This is a genomic window from Kallipyga gabonensis, from assembly GCF_001286805.1.
In the GTDB taxonomy this organism is placed as follows: Bacteria; Bacillota; Clostridia; order Tissierellales; family Peptoniphilaceae; genus Kallipyga; species Kallipyga gabonensis.
Genome location: NZ_CXYV01000002.1, coordinates 905,060 through 923,932, shown reverse-complemented (window position 1 = coordinate 923,932; position 18,873 = coordinate 905,060). Strand labels below are relative to the sequence as shown.

The window sequence follows — 18,873 nt, the reverse complement described above, 5'->3', positions numbered from 1 at the left end:
TTAAAGGCCGGTAAATTTCCGGAGTGGGCGGGAGGGAATGGTGCGAGATAAGACAAACAGAACCAAGAGGTAGAGGAGGCCATTCAAAAGGCATTCCGCAAACAGCGGTCCCTTCCAATAGTGGGTGAAGGTGAAGGGAATGCGAAGAACCAGATAAATCAGACTGGAGATGGCCCAGCGAAATAAGGTGGCCAGAACCGTAACCAGAAGGCCCGTTGGAATCCGATTGGCTGTATTCTTCATGAAGTTGCCTACAAAAGTTCCCAGGAGGAAGTAAATGAGAGCCCGAACGCCGAGGACAGGGGCAAACATCACATCTTCCAAAAGCCCCAGCCCCAAGCCGGTGTATCCTCCCCATTTAGGGCCATAAAAGATGGCCAAAACAATGGTGAGGGGAATGTTGATCGTCGGACATGCTCCCCATATTTCCAGGCGGGAAAGGACTGTTGCTTGAAGAATCTGAGTGACCAGAATAACCAGGGCAAAACGCTTTTTATTCATGTTTTCCTCCTTGGTCGCCGGACCCGGCCTGATGGGCAGAGGACTCTCCCTCTCCGGTATTGATAGGATCCTCCGGGTGGAAGACCAGGAGGTCGTAAAGCCGATTAAAATCGATGACCGACCGAATGGCGACATTTTTCGTCAAACCATCTTTAGCCGTTTCGACCTTAGAAACCTGGCCGACATAAAGTCCCCGTGGATAAACGCCTCCCATTCCGGAGCTGACCACTGTCTCCCCCTCCTTAACCGGGGTTGAAGGATCCAGGAGATAACCAAAAAAGGATTCAGCATCTCGGGAATTGATGATCCCATAGCCGGTGGATTCGGCAAAAAGAACGGATACGTTGTTAGCCTGGTCCATAAGAGAAGAGACCTTGGCATAGGTTGGGCCGACTTCTACTACCTTTCCTACTAAACCCGCTGAGGAATAACCTTCTTCCGTCTTGACGCCTTCGATGACGACATCTCCCTCCCGAATTCCTGAGGTCATTCCCTTGTTAATGGTGAAGCGGATAAAATGATTGGAGGGATCCATACCGGAGATATGGGCTTCCACCATTTTATCCGGGTTAAGGGCACGTAATTTTGCCGATTCCCTGAGAACCTCAGAGTCCGCTACCACATTGCCCAGACGCTGTACCTTTTCCGTCAGGGCCTTGTTTTCCTTTATAAGTCGATCAATTTTTGCCTGGCTGGCCCGGTCGCCGAAGACCCGATCATAGAGGTCCTGTGCAGACTGGGAAATGGTATAAAAAACCGAATTCACCGGTGAAATGACCGTGTTTAAGATTTTGGACGGGAGAGCGGATGTTTGAGGATTTCTCTGTGAAAAAAGAATTAAGAGGATGAGCAGACCCAAGGTCACGATAAAAGAATAGGACTTCTTTTTTCTTTTATATCGAATCATTTTTCTTCCCCTTTAAGTCTTTATCCAGCTTTTTCATGATCATCAGAGAGCCTTGGATGGCGTCTTCCGCGGGAGCTTTGGAAACATGCACCGGCATAAGCAGGGTTTCCTGAAGGTATTCCCCTATTCCATCGAGAAGGGCCAACCCACCGGTTAAATGGATTCCCCGGCTGATGACATCCGAGGCGACTTCAGGAGGCGTTTTCTCCACCGTCCGACGGATAGTGTCAATGAGGTCATCGGCATAAGCGGTTAGTTCATCATACACATCGGAGGCATAAATATCGACGGACCGGGGCATTCCGGAGAGGGCATCTCTCCCTCCCACTTCCATTGCCGTGGTCTGCTTGTCTTTACGGAAAGAGGCAATTCCGTTTTTAATATTTTCTGCGGTATTGTCTCCGATAATGAGATCATAACTTTCTTTAAGTTTATTTTTTATCCGACCGTCCAGGTTTTCCCCGCCTTTTCGGAGTATCTCTGAAGTAATCACTCCATAGCCCGTTACGATCGCCGACTCTGCCGTTCCTGCCCCCAGGTCAACAATCAGAGCAGCCTGACTGGGCCGGTCAGGATCAATCAACCGGGCTCCATAGGCGGATGCAACCGGCTCCTCGATCAAAATAACATCCCGGGAACCTGACTGAAGAACAGCATCCTGAAGAGCCCTCTGTTCCACATCCGTTGCACCTGAGGGAATAGAGATGGCTACCCGTGGAGCGACCATAGATATTCCCGGGCTGGCTTTTCGGATGTAGTATTCCAGCAAGGCCTGGGTCAGTTCAAAATCGGATATAACCCCGTCCCGGAGGGGGCGGATAGCGATGACGTTGTCCGGAGACTTGCCGATCAGGTCCTTGGCCGCCTGTCCTACGGTAATGACTTCTTTTTTATCCAGGTCAAGGGCAACCACCGTCGGCTCGCGGAGGATGATTCCCTTATCAATCCTGGCGACCAGGGTGTTTGCTGAACCCATATCAATAGCAATATCAGGTGCTAGGATACGAAAGTATTTCATAGATGGTGACTCCCTATCTTTTCCTCAAACTTGAACGGTCGGTAATCCGACCCTTTGACGTTTTTTTTTATTGTATCTCATATCTCTTCTCTTATTGTAATGGATAAAGGGGGTCCTGTGTTTCTTTCGTTAAAAAATCCAGACTTTCGCCTGGATTCTTTGATCGCTTCAAATGATTTTTCTTTCCTTCATCGAAACATAAGCTTTTTCTCCTACAACCATGTGGTCGATGAGGGGAATTCCCACAATTTCTCCAACCTTATGGAGTCGTTTGGTAATGGAGATATCCTCCCAGGAGGGTTCCGGATCCCCGGAGGGATGGTTATGGGCAACCAGGATAGCATTGGCTCCGGACCGGATGGCTCCACGAAAAACTTCCCGAGGATGAACCAGGGTCTGGGTTAAAGTACCCAGGGAAATGAGGCTTTGGCGGAAAGGCCGGTTTTGAGCATCCAGATAGAGGCATACAAAGTGTTCCTGTTTTTCTCCCTGAAAAAGAGTGGAGAGATAATGAAAAACTGAACGAGGGGTGGAAAGGGATATGGCCTGGAAAGATCGAGTGGTATTGAGCCTTTTACCCAACTCCAATCCGGCAATAATCCGGCAGGCCTTGGCAGGGCCAATACCTTCAAAATTGGTCAATTCCTCCACAGTTGCCGTCAAAATCCACGTTCTCAATTTATCTTGCCTTAATATTGTGTCCGCAAGCTCAAGTGCGTTTCGAGAGGGAGTACCCGACCCGATAAGGATGGCTAATAGTTCCTCTTCAGAGAGAGCTTCTTTCCCTCGTCCGACCAGTTTTTCCATCGGGCGATCATAGCTGGGGTACTCTTTAATGGTCAAATTGCGAATCTTTTCCTCCATGGTAAATTCCTCCTCATTATGGAGAAGGGGGCGAAGTTGACCGATAGATTTTCTTCAGGTGATTGGTCACCTGGTGAGCAGCCAAGCCGATGAAAAGGCCCGAGGCCGCACCCACCAGGGTCATAATGGGAAGGTAGTAGAATATGGACGAATTGTCCAGAACAAAAGCAGCTACCAAAACCTGGCCGAGATTATGGGCAAAAGCCCCCAATTCACTAACCCCCACTACTGACAGAGGGGGAACCAGAAAGCGAAGTGACAGACTCATGGCAAGTGAAGCAAGAATAGCACCCGCCAGGGAATAAAAGAAGGAGGTAACCGCACCGGTTAAGAGCATGAGAAGAAAGGATTTGAGAATGGCAATAGTGAATCCTTCCTTTGGCCCAAAGGCAGCGATAGCGGTCAGGATGACCAGGTTGGATAGCCCCAGCTTTGCTCCGGGAATACCCACCGGAACCGGAAAGTAGTGTTCAAAAAGGGAGATCACCAGGGCCAGAGAAGTTAAGATAGCAACAAAGACCATTTTTCTCGTTTTCATGAAAATCTCCTAGTGCAAGATGACATCCGGCTGGCCGGAATTACCATTAGCCCTTTCCGATTTTATCTCCACCACAAAGCGGTTGGGCAAGCAAACGATCATGGCTCCCACCCTGGAAATTTTACCCTGTCGCATACAGAGTTTGTCGGGACAGTCGGCCTCCGAGACAAAGACCTTTCCTTCCTGAATTTCAAGAGTGTTCGTTCCATAGGCTGTCCGGTATGAATAGACTTGTTTTTCTTCTGTTGGAAGAAGGCGTATTTCGTCCACTACCTTTCCATCCACCTGAACAGATAGCCAACGTTGACCGGCCCCCCGACTCCGGAAGATGGGTTCGATGAGAAAAAAGAGACTCCCCCCTACCAAAAGTAAAATGAGAAGGAAGTCCGCTTTCGTCATCCACTTTTCTATTTTCATAGCTATCCCCACTTTCTGACTCATTCTAGCAAAGGGAACCTTCTCTTTCAAGAAAGGGCCGAGGGTCAAACCGTTCAAAAAAATCCCTTCTTCACCGGAAATACGGGAAGAAGGGATTCTTTCTTTATGTGATTTATTTGGATGTCACTTCTACTTGAGATTCGTCCGCAGGAATAGTGGCATTGATGTCCGGGTGAGGATCCAGGACAATGCACTTACCCGGGCACTTATCTGCTGCAGCCTGGGCCTTTTCCATGTCATAGCCCTCATGGAATGTAGGACGGGCCAGCTTGCCAACCATGGCGAATTCTTCAGGAGCCTGTCGGGTGCAGAGCGAACAACCGATGCAGCCGATGGAGCAGTTTCCGGAAACGGGCTTGCCGAATTCGGGGTTGGAACACTTAACCAAGGCCGGAGCATGGTAGGGTACTAAGTCGATGATGTGCTTGGGGCAAGTGTTGATGCACTTCATGCAGGCCACGCACTTTTCCTGATCGATAGTAGCAAGGCCGTTGACCATTTTGATGGCCCCGTAATCACAGACCTTCTGGCAGGTACCGCAGCCCAGGCAACCGTAGAGGCAGGACTTGCAGCCCCCGTAAGACTTGGTCATGACCCGGCAATCATCTACACCGGAGTAATCAAAAAGTTCACGGGTGTGGTCCTTATCCCCCTGGCAGTGGACGGAGGCAACCATCCGCTGGGAAGCGGAAGCATCCGTCCCCATGATGGCGGCAATTGCAGAAGCTGACTTCTCTCCGCCAACAGGACATCCATTGACAGGAGCCTTACCGGTAGCGATGGCTTCCGCCATATTGTCGCAACCGGGATAGCCGCAGGCACCACAGTTGGCTCCGGGAAGAGCTTCCCGAACCTGGGTGATCTTGGGATCCACCTCAATATAGGTAAGTTTTGAAACAACCCCCAGCATTAATGCAAAGAGAGCGCCGAGGATGGACATAATTATGACTGGCTGAATTAACTGATCCATTGTCTCCTCCTTATCCAAACATTCCGGAGAATCCCGAGAAGGCGATGGACATCAGGCCCAAGGTGATCATGGCCATAGGAACATTGCGGAAAGCCTTGGGAATCTGGTCATTGATGTCGTAGCGCTCACGGATTGCTGCGAGAAGGACGATGGCCATGAAGAAACCGATGGCGGCGGAAAGGCCGGAGAAGATCGTTTCAATAAAGCCATAGCCGCTTTGAACGTTCAAGAGGGCAACTCCCAAAACCATACAGTTGGTCGTAATTAAGGGAAGGTAGATGCCCAGAGCACCATAAAGACCAGGTGCTGATTTTTTTAAGAACATCTCCACGATTTGAACCAGGGTGGCGATAACTAAAATAAAGGCGATGGTCCGGAGGTAAATCAGGTTGGGTTGGAGCAAATAAGTATCGATTAACCAGGTGATCGCTGAAGCAAAAGTCACAACAAAGGTAACCGCCATTCCCATACCCAGGGCGGATTCCACCTTATTGGTTACCCCGATGGAAGGGCAAATCCCCAGGAACTGAGCAAGAACATAGTTATTGATAAAAATCGTTGAGAAGATAATCATAGGAATATTTTGCATTATGCTTCTCCTCTCTCAATGGCCGACAGATCCGGTTCTACCGGCTTGGCCAATTCCGCTTCTCTTTTCTTCTGCCGGTTATAGGTTGTCAGGGCAATAAAGATGCCCAGGATGATGTAGGCAGAGGCGGGCTGTTGGAAAAAGGGCAGAACATAGTCTTCGGGAATGATTGACATTCCAAAGAAAGACCCATTGCCCAGGAATTCACGAACAATCGCAACGGCCGTAATAACTAAGGTATAACCTAGTCCGTTGCCCAATCCATCAATGAGAGAGTCCACCACGCCGTTTTTATAAGCAAAGGCTTCAGCCCTTCCCAAGATGATGCAGTTAACGACGATCAGGGGAAGGAAGATACCCAAGGCGTTATAAAGGTCAGGAACAAAGGCGTGAAGGGCCATCTCCAGAATGGTGACGAAGGAGGCCACAACCACAATGAAGGAAGGGATGCGGATTTCGTCAGGAATAAATCCACGAAGGATAGAAATTACCACGTTGGAGGCGGTCAAAACCAAAAGGAGGGAAATCCCCATACCTAAAGCGTTGATGGCTTCCGTAGAAACAGCGAGAACGGAGCAAAGGCCGATCAGCTGAACCAGAACGGGGTTGTTTTTCAGGATACCGTCGGTAAATAATGTCTTTTTACTCATTACTTAGCCTCACTTCCACTCAATTGACCCAAGACCCGGGAGACCTCGTTCATCCCCCCAAGGACAGCATTGGTGGTCTTGGTCGCACCGGAAAGAGCAGGGATAGTTGACTCGCCGGCACTTTCACCACGCTTGATTTCACCTGTCAAAACAGAACCAACCATAGCTTGGGCATAGGCTTCATCCGCAACAGCAGCACCGAAACCCTTAGTCTCTGTCTGGCTGATGACCTGGAAACCTGTTACGGCACCATCGGTTGTTACTCCGACAACATAAGTGACCGGGCCGTCATAACCACTTGGAGATTCCACGTTAAAAATATAACCCTTAGTTTCTCCCCCGACCTTGGCTTCCTGGATGTCAAGAATGTGCTTGTTAAGCAGAGAATCGTCATCGACCGGCTTAATCTCTTCCGCATCCGGAAAAACTTTCTTATATGCAGCAATGGTTTCCTGTTTTTGCCGTTCAGCAATAACCGGCGCGGTCTGGGAGTTGGTAAAGGCAAGAACCAGGGTAGCAACTGCACAAATGATAAGAAGTCGAATAGCGTATTGAACAGACTTATTCATCTTTCACCCTCCCAAATGTTTTATTTTTAATGAAGTTGTCAATCAAAGGTGTGCAGACGTTCATCAGAAGGATAGCATAGGAAACACCTTCCGGATAACCACCGAAGTTTCGGATCAGGGCGGTAAGGAAACCCGCACCCAAACCGAAGATGAGCTGACCTTTTGAGGTAACAGGGCTGGAGGCGTAGTCGGTCGCCATAAAGAAGGCACCCAAGATCAATCCACCAGAGAGGATCTGATAAGGAATGTCTCCGAGACCGTTAGTTCCATTGACCATGCCGAAAATGAAGGTAAAGACAGCAAAGGATCCGATGTAGGCCAGAGGGATCCGAAGCTGGATAACGCCACGAACCAATAAGTAAATCGCCCCAAGCAAAAGAGCGGCAGCAGAAACTTCACCCAACATTCCGGGCACTTTACCCAGGAATAAATCCATGAGGCTGGGAACGACCACATCGCCGGAAGCGGCACCACCTTGGATGGCTTTGACTGCCGCCAGGGGGGTCGGTCCGGACAGGGTATCCGCCTTAAAAGGCAGAGGGGTAGCCGTCATTTCCTTGCCCCACTGGGCCAGAAGAAAGGCACGGCCGGCAAGAGCAGGGTTCATAAAGTTGGAGCCGAGTCCACCGAAGAGCTGTTTAACAACAACGATGGAGAAGACAGCTCCAATGGCTGCTTTCCAAAGGGGAAAACCTGCAGGAAGGTTAAAGGCTAAAAGAATTCCGGTTACCACCGCGGAAAGGTCATCAATGGAGACCCTCCGCCCCATGACCTTCTGACAAAGGGCTTCCGCGGCCACTGCGGCGATCACACAGACAGCGATCAACGAAAGGGCGGCAAAGCCAAAGAAGACACAGGAGGCAACAATAGCCGGGACCATGGCGATGATAACATCGAGCATAATCCGCTGGATGGAGTCCTCCGTCCGCACGTGCGGTGAGGAGGTTACCTTCAAAAGGGATCCTTCCTGGACAGGAGTATTTACGTTTGGCATAAAATCCTCCTCTACTTTTTCTTTCGGTTCATCGCCATGACTTCTTGCTTCCCGAAACGGATCAATTCAGTCAGAGGACGATGAGAGGGACAGATATAAGAGCATGACCCGCATTCAATGCAGGCAGTAACATCATTGGCCTGGGCAATATCCCAGTTCTCCATCTTGGAAGCGGAGGCAATGACTAAGGGTTCAAGGAAAACCGGGCAAACTTCTACACAACGGTTGCAACGGATACATGGGTCAATTCTCTTGGGTTCCGCCTCTTCCTTGGTCAAAACAAGGATGCCGTTGTTTCGCTTGTCGGTGACCGAATCCACACCGGCCTGAGCCACGCCCATCATGGGACCACCAAAAATAATCTTTCCGGCTTCAGTGGCAAGACCACCGGCAAAGTTAAGGACTTCTCCAATAGTCGTACCAAAGCGAACCACAAGGTTCTTGGGCTCATTTAATGCATGTCCGGTGACGGTAACCACACGCTCATAAAGGGGCTTTCCATAATACACCGCATCGACAATAGCACAGGTTGTTCCCACGTTGTCGACAATGCAGCCAACAGCAGCGGGCAAGCCGCCCATGGGCACTTCCCTGCCGGTGACAGCAGTGATAATCCGCTTTTCATCACCCTGAGGGTACTTGGTCTTGAGGACGGCCAGGGCCATATTCTCACTCTTGCCTTCCAAAGCCTTTTCAACAGCGGCAATCGCATCCGGCTTGTTATCTTCAATGGCAATAAAGCCCTTTTTTGCACCGGCGATCTTCATCATCAGGTGCAAACCGGCCACAATCTTTTCAGGCTGGGTCCGCATGGTGACATCATCGCAGGTTAAATAGGGTTCACATTCAGCACCGTTGATAATGATAGTATCAACCGGAGTATCCTTTGGTGGCTGAAGTTTGACGTGGGTCGGGAAGCCGGCCCCACCCATGCCGACGATGCCGGCTTCTTTTATGTAATCCAGCATCTCCTCTACCGAGAGATCTTCCTTCGATCGGTCCACCTTTTCATAGCCGAGGCTATCCTGTCCATCGTTTTCAATTTCAATGGCCTGGACCAATTGTCCGGTTGCTGAACGATAGTTCACAATTCCAAGGACTTTACCCGATACTGAAGAATGAACCGGGGCAGAAACAAAGCCGCCGGCTTCAGCGATCTTTTGTCCCACTTTAACCTCGTCCCCCTTCTTCACCAGGGGTTTTGCCGGGGCACCGATATGTTGGGACATAGTAAGCGTCACCTTGTCCGGTGCAGGCATAGGACTTGGAAGCGAACCACTCGACAGCTCCTTGAACTCTTCGATATGCGTACCGCCTCGGAAAGTCAAATTTTCGAGTTTCATTTACCACACTCCTCTCATCTACCTTTTAAATAAAAATAGCGGAGAACGGGTCAAGCCGTTCTCCGCTTAAAAGGATGCAGAAGATGGGATTCGAACCCACAAGAGCTTTTGGCTCACCACCCCCTCAAGATGGCGTGTCTGCCAGTTCCACCACTTCTGCACGCAAAAAAATGTAGCGACTTGACTATTATATCATAAATAGAAAGCCTGACAAGCTATTTGAATAGTAACAAGCAAAAAAAATAAACTCCCCAGTCCTTCGTTTGTTCACACCTCATTTATTCTATATTTAATTCTCAATTACTTCAAGCATAATAATTATTTTGTACCATAAGAAAAACCGAGCACAAGGCTCGGTTTATAAAAATGAGAGAAGATCATTTTCTTATTTTACTTTATGGTAGGTCCACTTCGCCGTATGAAGAAGATTCTCCCAGGCTAGTGAAAAACGGTTCATCTGACGAGTGTCGTCAGGCAGATGGTCCGGATAGAAGACCGAGTAGATAGAAAAAGCCTTATCCACCTTCTGAACATACTTTCGGGTAATGGGAACAGGGATTTTTTTCATCGTCTCCAGCTCCCAGGTGATGGTTCCCTCTTCCAACCACTGGTCAACCTTGGTATGACCAACATTGTAGGCTGCTGTGGCTAAGTGACGATTCTGATATTTTTGAATGAGAGAGGATAGGTGGTGACATCCCAGCTTAATATTGGTTGCAGGGTCAAGGACGGCCTTTTCGGAATAATCGATTCCGATTTCCTTGCACATTTCTTTGGCTGTCTCGGGCATAAGCTGCATTAACCCCAGCCCTCCATCATTAGCGATAACATCTGGGCGAAAATCCGATTCCGTTTTTATGATGGCCGCAATAAAACGGGGGTCCAAATTCTCATCTTGGGCAGCTTCCTCAATTTCCTTTCCAAAGCGAATAGGGTAGTTGGCGGTGCCGAAATAGGACATAGCGTAGGATCCACCGAAGGCGATCAAAAAAACAATCAAAAGCAAGATCAGGAGGTGTTTGATTAATTTTCTAAGAAATTTCATACCGGTCTCTTTCCCAAGCAATAGCTTGTCGGATTTCTTCATAAAGTTCCTTGAGCGTACCTTCATTATATATGATTTGGTCTGACTTGAGAATTTTTTGGTCGTCTCCCATCTGAGCATTAATCCTCGCCTGAGCTTGGTCGCGGTTTAGACCATCTCTTTTGCCCATTCTACGTATTCGATCTTCTTCCGGTGCCAGGACCAACCATATGGAATCGAAAGCCAGATTTTTTGCACGGTCCCAGGTTTCAAAAAGAAGAGGAAGGTCGAAAAAGAGCAGGTTGTCTTTAACGCCTATCCCCTCGGCTAAAACCGCCTTCCTGTCCAGATCTCGATAAATGAGGGGATGCATTACATTGTTCAATCTAGCCAGAGCCCGGGGATCATGGAAGACCAGGTCGGCCAGGCTTTTCCGGTCCAGGTTTCCCCTGTTATCAAGGGAATCGGGCCCAAAAGTTTGAAGGATGGCCTGAAATCCTTCTCCTCCTGGGGCCATCAATTGGTGCGCAATCTCATCACCATCCAGTACGGTATAGCCTTCCTTAATGAGATAATTTGTACAGGAGGACTTTCCCGACGCTATTCCTCCGGTGAGGCCGATCCTCCATATCCTACTTTGCTTCATACCAGGATTTCCCTATATTGGTATCGGCCAGAAGGTCAACGGCCAGGTCAGAAACATCTTCCATAATCTTCTTCATCTTTTCCCCCATCTCTTCCGCATGACTGCTGTCCACTTCTACAATTAATTCATCATGGATTTGTAAGACTAAACGTGCCTTGATTTTTTCCTCCCGGAGAGCCTGGTCCACGCGGATCATGGCCAGTTTAATAATATCGGCCGCCGTTCCTTGAATAGGGGTGTTGAGTGCGATCCGCTCCCCAAACGAGCGAACGTTAAAGTTGGAAGAGGCCAATTCAGGAACACTCCGACGACGACCATAGTAGGTTTCGACATAACCTTTTTCCCTGGCCTTATCGACAATGTCTGACATATATCTTTGGATTTCGGGATAGGTGGCCTTGTAGCCATCAATGTATTCCTTAGCCGCCTGACGACTAATCCCCAAATTCCGTGAAAGACCATAATCAGAAATCCCATAGATAATACCGAAATTAACCGCTTTGGCTGAAGATCGTTCAAGACCGGTGATTTGGTCAGGATCCTTGCCGAGAATTTCTGAAGCGGTTTTTGTGTGGATGTCGTGACCTTCCTTAAAGGATTGAATCATGGTGGGATCCCCGGATAAAGAAGCTAAGACACGAAGCTCAATCTGCGAATAGTCTGCATCCACCAGCAGCTTCCCTTCTCCGGCCACAAAAACCGCTCGAAGTTTCCTTCCTTCTTCTGTGCGAACAGGGATGTTTTGGAGGTTGGGTTCCGTAGAAGAAAGCCTGCCGGTTGCCGCTACATTTTGCTTGAATTGGGAACGGACTCGGCCATCCCTATCGATATATGGACGGAAACCATCAACATAAGTGGATATCAATTTGGATAACATCCGATACTCAAGGATAGCCGGGATAATGGGATGGTCATCGACCAAGCCCTCCAAAACATCCTTGGCTGTGGAATAGCCGGTCTTGGTCTTCTTTCCCGGTCGAAGGCCCAAATCAACAAAGAGAAGATCGGAAAGTTGCTGGGAGGAATTGATATTAAAGGTCTTTCCGGCATAATTGTAGATCTCTTCTTCCATTTCCCGGAGCCTGTGCGAATACTCCTTATCCAAGGTATTCAGTTTTTCTTCGTCTACGGCAATGCCCGCAATCTCCATGTGGGCAAGAACACGGGCAAGAGGGTTCTCTATCTCTAAATATAGCCTGTCCATTTTCATTTCCCGGATTTCCGCCCAGAGCTTATCCTCGCCTTCCATGACCACCTGAAGAAGTCCTCCCACATAGTCCAGAAGCTCTTGTTCATCAATTTGATCAAACTCTTTACGCTTGGCTCCCCTGCCGAGAAGTTCACGGCGAGAATGAATATTCACCCCAGAAAGTCTCCGGGCAAGATGGTCAATTTCATAGGAAGAGCGGGTGGGATCTAAAAGATATTCCATGAGCATAATGTCACGATAATCTCCGGTGAAGTCCAGGCCCATTTTATCCAAGAGAACCATGGATTCCTTAATATCATAAGCAAGAAGAAGAGGACCCTCTCCTGAAAAAAGGGAGCTGAAGGATTCTCGAAAGACCTCTTCCTGACCTTTCAAATCAAGAAGTAGCGTTTCTTTCCCACACCGGAAACAGGCGAAAATGGGGTTGGCATGAATATAATTATCTCCATCTCCCAAAATGGCAAAAGACGTTTTTTCCAACTTAGCTAATTTTTTTGCCAATCCGGGCCATGCCGGAGCGGCAATGATTTTGGTCGAAAAAGTGAGAGTTTCTTCTTTTTCGTCCAAGGCATAACGGTCGGCAAAAGACCGAAACTCCAAGCGGGTAAAAATATCCACCAATTTCTCCCGGTCTGCCTCGCCGGGTTGGAAGGCTTCCCATTTGTCTTCCAGAGGCATGTCCCGGAAGATCTCTCCCAGTTGTCGGGACATAAAAGCCTGATCCTCATTTTCAATGAGGTTTTCTTTGAGCTTCTTTCCTGATACTTGGTCGAGATTTTCGTAGATTTTTTCAATCGTGGAAAATTCTTTAATGAGCTTAATAGCAGTCTTCTCCCCTATGCCGGGAACACCGGGAATGTTGTCCGAAGTGTCTCCCTGAAGGCCCTTGATGTCCACCAGGGCGGAGGGGCTAACTTGGTATTTTTCCATAATATAATGGGGCGTCACCACTTCTATCTGGCTGATCCCCCGTTTCGTATAATGGACACTGGTCAAGTCCGAAACCAATTGGAAATAATCCCTGTCACCGGTTAATAAGATGGATTCTATCCCTTCATTTTCCGCTTTTTTGGACATGGTGCCGATAATATCATCCGCTTCATAGCCTTCCCTATCAATCGTTGTTACGGATAAGGCATGGAGGATATCCTTGACCATGCCAAATTGCGGGCCCAGCTCCGGAGGAGTGGCCTGGCGAGTTCCCTTATAATCAGCATAGATTTTCGTGCGGAAGGTAGGCTCAGAACGGTCAAATGCCACAAGAACATAATCCGGTCTAATCTCCTCCATGGCCTTCCAGAACATGGTCATAAACCCATAAACCCCATTGGTGTACACCCCATCCTGGGTCCGCAAGTCTCGGATGGCATAAAAGGCACGAAAAAGCAGAGATGAGCCGTCAATCATTAAGAAACGTTTATTCCTGGCCATACTTCCTCCTCATAAAAAAAAATACCACGTCAACCGACGTGGTTTCATGCTGGTGGTGGGACTTGAACCCACACGCTGCATAACAGCAACAGATTTTGAGTCTGTCTCGTCTGCCAATTCCGACACACCAGCTTACCAAGTCAGTTTAACAAAACCGGCAATCAAATGCAAAGTTTTTGATCAATAATTATTGTTTTCCCCTCTCTTCTACGGGAGTAAAACTATTCCCTTTCGTCTCATTCGACTTCAGCCCCTTGTCAGTGCCTTCCCTTCTTGAGTAAGATATACCTACCCGAAGTCAAGGCTCCCTACACGGAGTCTTATCCTGACTTTTTGGAATGGAGGAGGTTGTATGGAATTTACTGAACCACAAAAATCAGTCATTGGCCATAAAAAAGGTCCCTGCTTAGTGCTTGCGGTTCCGGGCGCCGGAAAAACAACGGTCCTTCTCCAACGAATCAATCGTCTATTAGCCTCCGGCATTACGGCTCAAGAGATTGCCACCATCACCTTCTCCCGACTCCAGGCAAGTGACCTGGAAAGCCGCTTCAGTCGGATCTACGGGCCTAACTCCGGCCTCACTTTCTCCACCATTCATGCCTTTTGCTTCCGGATTATCCAGGCTTTCGCACGAAAGAAAGGTGCCCAAATCAACCTGATTGAGGGGTCGAAATGCTGGAACAAATATGATCTCATTTCTTCCATCTATCGAAATCTTTTAGGACGTCCTCCCCGTGAGGGAGAGGTGGATGACTTTTTCCGGGTAGATGGCTACCTGAAAAATGCCCTGATTTCCTACAAATCATTCATAAAGGAAACCGGCGAGGGTTTACCCCATTTTTCAGAGATTTCTTCTCGTTATGAAGATTTCAAACGTCAAAGGAATTTGATTGATTTTGATGATATGTTGGTAAGAACCCTGGAAATACTGGAAAGAGAACCTGATATTTTAGACGCTCTTCAAAGTCGCTTTACCTACCTCCAGATTGATGAGGCACAAGACACTTCACGAGTCCAATTGGAAATTATCCAGCGGATTTGCCAACCCGAAAATAACCTCCTCATGGTAGCGGATGATGACCAGTCCATCTATGGCTTCCGCGGGGCCTCTCCCCTCTATTTACTCCATTTTAAGGAGACCTATCCTCTGGCGAAAATCATCAAAATGGAAGATAATTATCGATCTACCCCTAATATTGTGGCGGTATCCAGCCGGCTCATCCGGGAAAACAAAAACCGTTACCGAAAGGAGGCCCAAGCCAGGCAGGAAGGGGAGGAAAAAATCCGGGTCTACATCAAAAGCAATCTGGATAAGGAGTTGGACCTGGTCAGCAAAAAAATACAAGAAGATCTAACTCTGGGTAATGGAGCCATTCTCTTTCGCAACAATATTTCAATGATCGCCTTGGCTGATCGACTTGACCGGATGGAGATAGATTTTCAGGCAAAGGGAAATGACGAGCGTTTCTTTACTCATCCCGTGTTAAAGGATGTCATAGATATTTTCCACTTTGCTATGGACCCGACTGATTTCAACAGTTTTGAAAGAATCTATTACAAGCTCAACGCTTTTCTAAAGAAAGACTTTCTGATAAAGATCCGGTCCATGGATCCGATGATTCCCATTTTGGACCGTTTAGACCTTCTTGATGGTACCCAAAATCCCTTTTACCGGGAAAAATTAGACCGTCTCCATATCGGGTTTGGTCAAATCAGAAGAGTCAGGCCTCGACAAGCCTTGGAAGAAATTCGGGACCATCTGGGTTATGGCGATTATATGAAGGAGGGTTCCCGGATGAGAAATAGAACCCTCAATACGGGTGACCGAGTAATGGAAAGTCTGATTTCTATAGCCGGCCCCCTCTCCTCCCTTCCTGACCTGGAAAGACGACTCCCCCAAATTCAAAGCCTGGTCAAAGCATCTGATCGAGTCGATAAGAAATTGACCCTTTCCACCGTGCACGGTGCAAAGGGTCTCGAATATGACAGTGTATGGTTAATCGATCTTATGCAGAACGAGTTTCCTTCCATAACCGCCTTAGCCCAAAGAGGGCAGGTCGGCTCCGGCCTGCTGGAAGAAGAACGACGACTATTTTACGTTGGAATGACTCGTGCCCGACACCGACTCCGTTTGGTCGGTCGTCGGGAGATAAATGGACGAAAGGTGGAAGTTTCCCAATTCATTGACGAAGTTCGGGGGCGAACCCCTTCCTAAACTGACCCCTCCGGCCGCTTTTCCCGGTCTCGGTCTTTTTTATTGATGGCAACCAACTCATCAAAGGTTCGAGGCTTGAAACCAACCACATCCGCTCCGCAGTTAAGTGCCTTAAAGAGGCACTTTGCTCTTTCCTGGTTATCCGACAGATGGTTGTGGATGTGACCGTAGAGATGCCAGGTTCCATAATAATAGCCGTCCCATTCCAAAAGAGGATAATGAAAAAGAACAAGGCGGTGATTATGGTCCTCTACCACCAGATAATCGCTCACTTCAACGAAGCGTTCACGACATGCCGGATCCTTTAGCATGGAGCCATCGTGATTACCACAGACCAGGTGAAGCCTTCCCTTAAGTTTTTCCAAATAGCAAAGAGGATTTTCTGATCGAGAAATGAGATCACCAACGATGTATACATCGTCATAATCCCCGACTACTTTATTCCAATTTTTTATCATAACCTCATCCATCTCTTCAAGCGATTGAAAGGGTCGACGACTATAGGCTATCACTCGATCATCTCCGAAGTGACAATCGGCGATGTAATAATTCATGAACGTCCTCTTCTCATTTCTATCCCGGGCAAGTGATTCGGAGAAAATCAAAATTCTTCAAAGTTGTTGAAGCTTAGCGACTTCCTCCTCGCTCAAGGGGCGGTAACTACCTTTTTCCAAATTTCCCAACTGCAAGGGCCCCATGGCTATCCTCTTCAATTGTAAGACTTCTTTCCCCACCTTGGCAAACATTCTTTTGACTTGGTGGTACTTTCCTTCGGTGATCGTCACTTGTCCTAGGGTGTCTCCTAAGATAATCAGCTTTGCAGGCCGGGTTATGATGTTTTCCGGAAGCAGAAGAAATCCTTTTTTGAAAGCCTGAACATCCTCTTCCCTGAGTTCTTTGTCTACACGGGCAAGATACGTTTTTTCTATCCCCCTTTTGGGAGATAAGAGTCGATGGGCCAAGTCCCCGTTATTGGTCAAAAGCAGGAGGCCGGTCGTATCCTTATCTAACCTTCCCACAGGAAAAAGTCCTTTGCGGAAGTCTTCAGGACGGATGACATCCAGGACAGTTTTGTTCTGATCCCTTGTTGCTGAGATCACTCCTTCCGGTTTATGGAGAAGATAATAGACATATTTCTTTGCTTCCAAGGCTTTCCCATCAACTAATAACCGTGCTCCTTCTTCTACTCTTTTTCCGGGTTTTTCTACTACTACCCCGTCCACCTCTACCCGTCCCTCTCTGATGAGTAGACCGACTTCCTTACGTGAACCTACACTGGCGTTGGCCAAGAGTTTATCGAGTCGGATGGTCATCCGGGCCTCCTTTCTTTTATTTTTTAACTGGTCGAAAGAGAAGGACCGAAAAGTTCTATTTGATCACTCATTCGGACGAACCCAATCCGCATTGTTATAAACATAGCCTTCTTTCCACCGGGTTTCTACCAAGTCTTCCAATCCTAAACGGGAAAGTTTTTCTCTCAATCGGCGAATATAGACATCCACTGTACGAAGCCTGCCGGGCGAATGATCCGACCAAAGCTTTGACGCCAAATCCTCTCTGCTTAGTGCAAGACCTGCCTGATCAGCCAGGGTATAGAGGAGGCGGAAATCCATCTCAGATAGGGCAACGGTTAGGTCACCGGAGGAAATCTCGTGGTCAACCAGTTGAAAATGCAGAGGCGGAATATTAACAATAAGAGGTTTCTGATCCCCATTTTTTTCACGATTTCTTTGAAGGGCACGAATCCTCGCTTTAAGTTCCAGGATATGAATGGGGGCTCTCATATAATCATCAGCTCCATACTCCAAGGCCAGGACAGCATCTTTTGGGTCTGTTGATTGAGATAAAACGATGACAAGGGAGCCATGACCCTCTTTGAAAAGCTCAATCGAATGGAGAAAGCTACTATCGTTTTGTCTTCCCGCTAAAAGAACGAGATCCGCTTCTTCCTCTTCAGCCAGGACTTTTGCCTTGTCTATATCCTCAGCCATGTAGGTTAACGATCCGTCTTTTTCAAAGCTGTAGGCCAGGTCATTCATCATATCCTTATCCAAATTGACCATCAAAATCTTCATGACCCCTCCTCCCTCTCAGTAAACCTATCTTACCATATCAGACTTCAGACAAGAATGATCCTCCTGCTTTCGTCTATTCTTTGATGGTATTTTATGTATCATCTGAAAAGAGTGGCCTCATCAGTTTCCGCCAATCAAAATCTCCCGATCTTCTTCGGTAAAGAGTCGATTAAATTCATCGGTAAGCTCTTCTAAAACCTGGTCATGCCGACGATAAAAAGTGGACCGGGAACAAAAGAGTGCCTCACAGACCTTCTCAACCGGCAGGCGGTTAAAGTATCGGAGCTCAACCAGACGAACATATTCTTCCCGTAAGGATAATAGAAGAATCCGAACCACCTGGATTCGAAGCTCAATGTGATGGATGTGGTCCAGAACATTGGACTTTTCCAAGAGTAGTGTTTCTTCTATGGAAGAACCTGGGCTTTGTTGACCCGGAAGCCGGTCATAGTTTTCTGCGACGATTCCACCGCTGACCTTTCTCATCATAAAATCCGACTTCCATTCGCTGATAGTGGGGTCATTTCGGATACGGCTATACTTCTCTACATTGGACTGATGTTGCCGCAATAATTTAATAATGGCTCGTCTGGTTAGATTTCTGTTTTTTGAATTATTTATCATCAGTATTCCTTTCTATGTTTCATCCAATGAGGCCTTCCCTCCAATAGATAGAGGGCTAGTGCTTATTATTGTAAACGATTAGAGTTAAAAATAAATACCAAAGTGCTTCATTTTTGTTCTATTTTTCTTGAATTTGTGTTTAATTATGAGATTTCTATGGATTTTTAATATATTAGTATACTTTGGGACGCTTTGGGACACTTTGAGACAGTTAACCATTTCTTGCTTTTTGAAAAGAAAAAAAGCAGACCCCGATGGATCTGCTTT

At 47.6% G+C, this 18,873-nt stretch carries 20 protein-coding genes and 2 tRNA genes; 1 reads left to right on the top strand and 21 read right to left on the bottom strand.

Features of this window, described 5'->3' with window-relative positions:
- From mreD to BN2373_RS05610, 17 genes are all read right to left on the bottom strand, one after another.
- Entirely contained in the window at nucleotides 1–501 is a 501-nt protein-coding gene (gene mreD, locus BN2373_RS05690; protein ID WP_053943137.1) for a rod shape-determining protein MreD, read from the bottom strand.
- Nucleotides 494–1,408, bottom strand: coding sequence for a rod shape-determining protein MreC (gene mreC / locus BN2373_RS05685; protein WP_053943136.1), 915 nt, complete (start codon nucleotides 1,406–1,408; stop codon nucleotides 494–496). Before mreC ends, mreD begins: the two co-directional genes overlap by 8 nt.
- Complete coding sequence (gene mreB / locus BN2373_RS05680; protein WP_053943135.1) at nucleotides 1,395–2,426, bottom strand: rod shape-determining protein; 1,032 nt, start codon at nucleotides 2,424–2,426, stop codon at nucleotides 1,395–1,397. The genes mreC and mreB overlap by 14 nt, the downstream gene beginning before the upstream one ends.
- A 168-nt stretch (nucleotides 2,427–2,594) precedes the next feature.
- A complete protein-coding gene (gene radC / locus BN2373_RS05675) occupies nucleotides 2,595–3,290 on the bottom strand; it encodes a RadC family protein (protein WP_053943134.1) in 696 nt (231 codons plus the stop codon).
- 16 nt (nucleotides 3,291–3,306) lie between these two features.
- On the bottom strand, nucleotides 3,307–3,828 hold the full coding sequence (locus BN2373_RS05670) for a Gx transporter family protein (protein ID WP_053943133.1): 522 nt from the start codon (nucleotides 3,826–3,828) through the stop codon (nucleotides 3,307–3,309).
- A 9-nt stretch (nucleotides 3,829–3,837) separates the two neighbouring features.
- Nucleotides 3,838–4,245: a NusG domain II-containing protein gene (locus tag BN2373_RS05665; protein ID WP_162200055.1), complete on the bottom strand. Its 408-nt coding sequence runs from the start codon at nucleotides 4,243–4,245 to the stop codon at nucleotides 3,838–3,840.
- A 133-nt stretch (nucleotides 4,246–4,378) separates the two neighbouring features.
- Entirely contained in the window at nucleotides 4,379–5,236 is an 858-nt protein-coding gene (locus BN2373_RS05660) for an RnfABCDGE type electron transport complex subunit B (RefSeq protein WP_074017970.1), read from the bottom strand.
- 10 nt (nucleotides 5,237–5,246) lie between these two features.
- Entirely contained in the window at nucleotides 5,247–5,825 is a 579-nt protein-coding gene (locus BN2373_RS05655) for an electron transport complex protein RnfA (RefSeq protein WP_053943131.1), read from the bottom strand.
- On the bottom strand, nucleotides 5,825–6,475 hold the full coding sequence (gene rsxE, locus BN2373_RS05650; RefSeq protein ID WP_053943130.1) for an electron transport complex subunit RsxE: 651 nt from the start codon (nucleotides 6,473–6,475) through the stop codon (nucleotides 5,825–5,827). The genes BN2373_RS05655 and rsxE overlap by 1 nt, the downstream gene beginning before the upstream one ends.
- Entirely contained in the window at nucleotides 6,475–7,044 is a 570-nt protein-coding gene (locus BN2373_RS05645) for an RnfABCDGE type electron transport complex subunit G (RefSeq protein ID WP_053943129.1), read from the bottom strand. Before BN2373_RS05645 ends, rsxE begins: the two co-directional genes overlap by 1 nt.
- A complete protein-coding gene (locus tag BN2373_RS05640; RefSeq protein ID WP_053943128.1) occupies nucleotides 7,037–8,038 on the bottom strand; it encodes an RnfABCDGE type electron transport complex subunit D in 1,002 nt (333 codons plus the stop codon). The genes BN2373_RS05645 and BN2373_RS05640 overlap by 8 nt, the downstream gene beginning before the upstream one ends.
- 11 nt (nucleotides 8,039–8,049) lie before the next feature.
- Nucleotides 8,050–9,381, bottom strand: a complete 1,332-nt coding sequence (gene rsxC / locus BN2373_RS05635; RefSeq protein WP_053943127.1) for an electron transport complex subunit RsxC — start codon at nucleotides 9,379–9,381, stop codon at nucleotides 8,050–8,052.
- A gap of 75 nt (nucleotides 9,382–9,456) precedes the next feature.
- Nucleotides 9,457–9,541 (bottom strand) — tRNA-Leu (locus BN2373_RS05630).
- A gap of 225 nt (nucleotides 9,542–9,766) precedes the next feature.
- Nucleotides 9,767–10,426: a lytic transglycosylase domain-containing protein gene (locus BN2373_RS05625; protein ID WP_053943126.1), complete on the bottom strand. Its 660-nt coding sequence runs from the start codon at nucleotides 10,424–10,426 to the stop codon at nucleotides 9,767–9,769.
- On the bottom strand, nucleotides 10,413–11,051 hold the full coding sequence (gene coaE / locus BN2373_RS05620; protein WP_053943125.1) for a dephospho-CoA kinase: 639 nt from the start codon (nucleotides 11,049–11,051) through the stop codon (nucleotides 10,413–10,415). The genes BN2373_RS05625 and coaE overlap by 14 nt, the downstream gene beginning before the upstream one ends.
- Nucleotides 11,038–13,692, bottom strand: coding sequence for a DNA polymerase I (gene polA / locus BN2373_RS05615; RefSeq protein WP_053943124.1), 2,655 nt, complete (start codon nucleotides 13,690–13,692; stop codon nucleotides 11,038–11,040). Before polA ends, coaE begins: the two co-directional genes overlap by 14 nt.
- A 47-nt stretch (nucleotides 13,693–13,739) precedes the next feature.
- A tRNA-Leu gene (locus tag BN2373_RS05610) sits at nucleotides 13,740–13,824 on the bottom strand.
- A gap of 220 nt (nucleotides 13,825–14,044) precedes the next feature.
- On the opposite strand from BN2373_RS05610, the gene BN2373_RS05605 reads away from it, so the two are divergent.
- A complete protein-coding gene (locus BN2373_RS05605) occupies nucleotides 14,045–15,907 on the top strand; it encodes an ATP-dependent helicase (protein WP_053943123.1) in 1,863 nt (620 codons plus the stop codon).
- On the opposite strand, the gene BN2373_RS05600 is transcribed toward BN2373_RS05605, so the two are convergent.
- From BN2373_RS05600 to BN2373_RS05585, 4 genes are all read right to left on the bottom strand, one after another.
- Nucleotides 15,904–16,461, bottom strand: a complete 558-nt coding sequence (locus BN2373_RS05600) for a metallophosphoesterase family protein (protein ID WP_074018027.1) — start codon at nucleotides 16,459–16,461, stop codon at nucleotides 15,904–15,906. The two genes, BN2373_RS05605 and BN2373_RS05600, sit on opposite strands and share 4 nt — an antisense overlap.
- Before the next feature lie 57 nt (nucleotides 16,462–16,518).
- Nucleotides 16,519–17,220, bottom strand: coding sequence for a pseudouridine synthase (locus BN2373_RS05595; protein WP_053943122.1), 702 nt, complete (start codon nucleotides 17,218–17,220; stop codon nucleotides 16,519–16,521).
- A 63-nt stretch (nucleotides 17,221–17,283) separates the two neighbouring features.
- The gene (locus BN2373_RS05590) at nucleotides 17,284–17,982 is read right to left on the bottom strand and encodes a response regulator transcription factor (RefSeq protein ID WP_053943121.1); all 699 of its coding nucleotides are present in this window, start codon (nucleotides 17,980–17,982) and stop codon (nucleotides 17,284–17,286) included.
- Nucleotides 17,983–18,102: 120 nt separating this feature from the next.
- Complete coding sequence (locus BN2373_RS05585; RefSeq protein ID WP_154826139.1) at nucleotides 18,103–18,606, bottom strand: ECF-type sigma factor family protein; 504 nt, start codon at nucleotides 18,604–18,606, stop codon at nucleotides 18,103–18,105.
- Between the last annotated feature and the right edge of the window lie 267 nt (nucleotides 18,607–18,873).